The organism is Sporosarcina ureae DSM 2281 (genome assembly GCF_000425545.1).
Taxonomy (GTDB): Bacteria; Bacillota; Bacilli; order Bacillales_A; family Planococcaceae; genus Sporosarcina; species Sporosarcina ureae.
Map to the genome: position 1 here is coordinate 1 of NZ_AUDQ01000033.1, position 3,714 is coordinate 3,714.

Annotated in this window: 4 protein-coding genes; 3 read left to right on the top strand and 1 reads right to left on the bottom strand. The window is 41.5% G+C overall.

Annotated elements, in window-relative coordinates:
* Positions 1–111: 111 nt before the first annotated feature.
* Complete coding sequence (locus H605_RS0116815; protein ID WP_029055253.1) at positions 112–1,434, bottom strand: sodium-dependent transporter; 1,323 nt, start codon at positions 1,432–1,434, stop codon at positions 112–114.
* 173 nt (positions 1,435–1,607) lie between these two features.
* Between H605_RS0116815 and H605_RS0116820 the strand changes: the two genes are divergently transcribed.
* The 3 genes from H605_RS0116820 to H605_RS19290 all read left to right on the top strand — a co-directional run bounded on the left by H605_RS0116820 (position 1,608) and on the right by H605_RS19290 (position 3,637).
* Positions 1,608–2,060: a helix-turn-helix transcriptional regulator gene (locus H605_RS0116820; RefSeq protein WP_029055254.1), complete on the top strand. Its 453-nt coding sequence runs from the start codon at positions 1,608–1,610 to the stop codon at positions 2,058–2,060.
* 14 nt (positions 2,061–2,074) lie between these two features.
* Complete coding sequence (locus tag H605_RS0116825) at positions 2,075–3,232, top strand: PstS family phosphate ABC transporter substrate-binding protein (RefSeq protein WP_029055255.1); 1,158 nt, start codon at positions 2,075–2,077, stop codon at positions 3,230–3,232.
* A gap of 237 nt (positions 3,233–3,469) precedes the next feature.
* Positions 3,470–3,637 (top strand): hypothetical protein, encoded by a 168-nt coding sequence (locus H605_RS19290; protein ID WP_155979567.1) that lies wholly within the window; start codon positions 3,470–3,472, stop codon positions 3,635–3,637.
* Positions 3,638–3,714 lie beyond the last annotated feature (77 nt).

The window sequence follows — 3,714 nt, forward strand, 5'->3', positions numbered from 1 at the left end:
AAGAAAAATTAGGCTACCTGACACCCGTAAAATATGGTGAAATGGCAGCCTAATCATGGTGTTTTATATGTGTCTCATATCGCTAGGTCAGTCTATTCTCCAGCGTGCTTTTTACATACCTAAAACCCAAGTAAAGAAAATGACGACGATTGCAATAGGTGCGAAATAGCGTACAATCACTTTCCACAACGAGTGAAGAGCTGGATGCATTCCTAACTCTTCCGCTGTGTCCTCTTTCGTTAGCACGAAGCCAGCAAATAAAGACACGGCCAATGCCCCGAGCGGCATCGCAATTCTACTCGTCAGCAAATCGGCAAAATCGAAGATGGAATTGCCGAAGATGCTAACATTAGATAGCAAGCCAAATGACAGTGCACTTGGAATTCCAACTAAAAAGATCAGCCCGCCAAAAACCCATGAAGCACGTTTTCTTCTATCATGCTTTTTACGGATGCCTGTAGAAACTACGATTTCGAGCATTGCGATAGCAGAAGTCAGTGTAGCAAACAGCATCAGGAAAAAGAAGATGATCAAAAACACACTGCCAAACGGAATTTCATTGAAAATAGCCGGTAGAATGACGAAAATCAGCCCGGGGCCCGCTTCTGGTGAATGCCCTAAGGCGAAAACAGCTGGGAAAATAACAAGTCCTGCTAAGATAGAAATACCTATGTTCAGTATCGAGACATTAAATGCAGACTGTCCAAGCTTCTCCTCTTTTGAAAGGTAGGAAGCGTAGGTCATCATTGCTGTCACACCGACACTCAGTGAGAAGAATGCCTGTCCCAACGCAACAAGAAATGTAGTTCCGTTAAAATAACTCCAATCCGGTACGAATAGGAAACGCACACCTTCCATCGCGCCATCTAGTGTCAGCGAACGAATCGCCAATACAATGAATGACAAGAATAATAAGGGCATGATCCAGCGGCTAGCTCGTTCAATTCCTCCACGAATGCCGCTTTGAACGATGAAGATCGTCAACGCCATAAATAATGCTTGTGCCAATAATACTTCCCATGGATTCGCGATCGTCGTATTAAACAGTTCACCATAATCCAGCCCGCCTAATGTAAACGTAAAGGCTCGAGCTAAATACGATAAAATCCATCCCCCGACAACACTATAAAAAGATAAGATAATGAAAGAAGATGCAAGCCCCATCCATCCAACCCATCCCCAACTGCGTCCTGTTGATAATTTCTTCAAAGAAGTCACGGCATCTGCTTGTCCTCTTCGTCCGATGACAAACTCAGCCAATAAAATCGGTAGACCGATCAATAATGTACAAATGATAAATAACAGCACAAACACGCTGCCGCCGTTCGTACCGGCCATATAAGGAAACTTCCAGATTGCACCTAAACCGATGGCACTGCCAGCAGCTGCTAAAATAAAACCAATCTTGGATGTCCATTGTTCACGCTGTTTCATAAGAGTCCTCGTTTCTTTTACTAAATCACAAAGTCAATAAATCTTATCATAATTTTAAGAAAGAATCGATAGATGCAAGGTTAACAGAGAATTTTGAAAATTCATTTGCTTATACAGTTAAATTGGTGTAATATTACACCAATAGATATGAATTGTAACTACGAGGTGATTTTGTGAATCAACAACAATTAATAGAGCTGATTTCATTAAAGTTACGAGTGATCCGATTGGAGAAAGAATACTCCCAACAAAAAATGGCGGATGTACTGGGACTTTCCAAAAAGACCTTGATTCAAATTGAAAAAGCAAGAGCAATGGCTAGTTGGACAGCCGTTATAGCAGTCTGTGCTTTATTTCGTGAAAGTGAAGTATTGCAAGCAACAGTCGGCGGAGATCCACTAGAAGTACTGGAAACAATTGCACACGACGGTATTGACCGTCGAATGGATCAATCGATGGGCGGTAAAGTGTGGTGGCGTGAATTGAAAACAAAAGGACGTTTTCGTTTACAGCAAAACGTAATTAGCCAGCATTTTCGTATTTTGGATGAAGAGCATTATCGTTGGTACAGTTCGTTTGATGAAGATGAGGCGTGGCATCGACTGGAGGAATTGAGCGGAAAATAAAAGGGGGGACGCGTATGGTTGCACCTATAGCATTTGCGGTACTTTTATTCCTCGCGTTACTATTTTTCACAGGAATTGGATTGTTATATTTATTGTTAATGGGATGGATCCACTATATTCCGTTAGCACTTAGTGCGGTGATAATTTTATATGTTTGGATCGTCATGATGATTTTTCATTTCTTCAACACGAAACAACGAAAACGGTCGTTCGGTGCTATTGCTGGAGTAGTTATAATCGGAGCGGCAGTTTGGCCAATCATGCATATGTATAAGGAAAGTATTTCGACAGTGGATGCCGAAGTAGAAGTGCGTTATTATGAACCGTTTACCATTGGACAGGAATCAAAGCTTGCTGTACTCGATGGAGCCGCTACACTCGAACTGAAGGATGATTTGCCCAGAGTAGACGGAGCTACCGCGCTATATCCACTGTATGCAGCGTTTGTTCAGGCAGTCTATCCTAGAAAAGAATACCACCCATATGATAGTGAAGTAATGGTCAATACAACACCTGTTGCCTATGAAAATCTACTTTCAGGCAGGGTAGATATGATTTTTGCAGCGAGGCCTTCAGACGCCCAAATGAAAGCGGCGAAGAAACAAGGTATTGAGTTGAAATTAACGCCAATAGGTCGAGAGGCATTTGTCTTTTTCGTCAATCAAAAGAACCCCATTGATCAGCTAGAATTAAAACAAATTCAAGATATCTATGCGGGGAAAATCACAAATTGGGAAGAAGTTGGAGGGAAGAGCGAGCCGATCCGTGCATTCCAACGACCGGCAGACAGTGGTAGTCAAACAGGCTTGGAACGGTTGATGGAGGATATTCCGATTATGGATGCTCCAAAAGAAAATGTGGCCGAAGGAATGGGTGGTATCATATCGGAGGTCTCAAAGTATCGAAATTATAAAAATGCCATTGGCTATACATTCCGATATTATTCAACAGAAATGGTAGGCAATGAGGAGATTAAATTGCTGGCAATCGATGGAGTAGAGCCGACGAAAGAAACCATACGAAATGATGAATATCCAATTGCATCTGAGTTTTATGTCGTCACAGCAGGGACAGAAAATTCGAATGTGGAAAAGTTCATTGAATGGATGAATTCACCACAAGGACAGGAATTGGTGGAGAAAGTCGGTTACGTGCCGATGAAGAAACCGTGAAAACGGTAGTCTAGTGAAATGAAAAGAGGATATACATTATGCAAGGAAACAGAAACAACTAGTGTTTATCATGCTCACTTTCATATGCACAGCAGGTGTATTTTTCTAAGTGATTTATTTCATAGTATAGCCTATTGAGGCTACGGATTGATGTAGTATTGGATAGGTGTTGCACGAACTTTCGTAACCGGAATGGTAGGAACTGCGTTCATTCTTCAATCGATAATGCTTATGAACATGATAACAGCCATAGTATCTCTAGTGTTGGCAATGAATTTCATCTCAGACGATGGTGGATGGTTCAAGCCATTTGGTCGAGACTTTGTTATGTTGCTAACAGCTATCCCATTTTTTATTGGACAATTATTGATTCGGATGGTTGCTAAGCTTATTATAAGTCAATAGAAAAAACGGCATGCCGCTAGATTAGAGGTGGGCTAACCTAAATTTTTGAGACAATATAAAACACCTTCGAAGTGGTA

Bases quoted from the DNA above. Each gene is read 5' to 3' on its own strand.
- H605_RS0116815 (WP_029055253.1), bottom strand. From the start codon at position 1,434: ATGAAACAGCGTGAACAATGGACATCCAAGATTGGTTTTATTTTAGCA.
- H605_RS0116825 (WP_029055255.1), top strand. From the start codon at position 2,075: ATGGTTGCACCTATAGCATTTGCGGTACTTTTATTCCTCGCGTTACTA.
- H605_RS19290 (WP_155979567.1), top strand. From the start codon at position 3,470: ATGATAACAGCCATAGTATCTCTAGTGTTGGCAATGAATTTCATCTCA.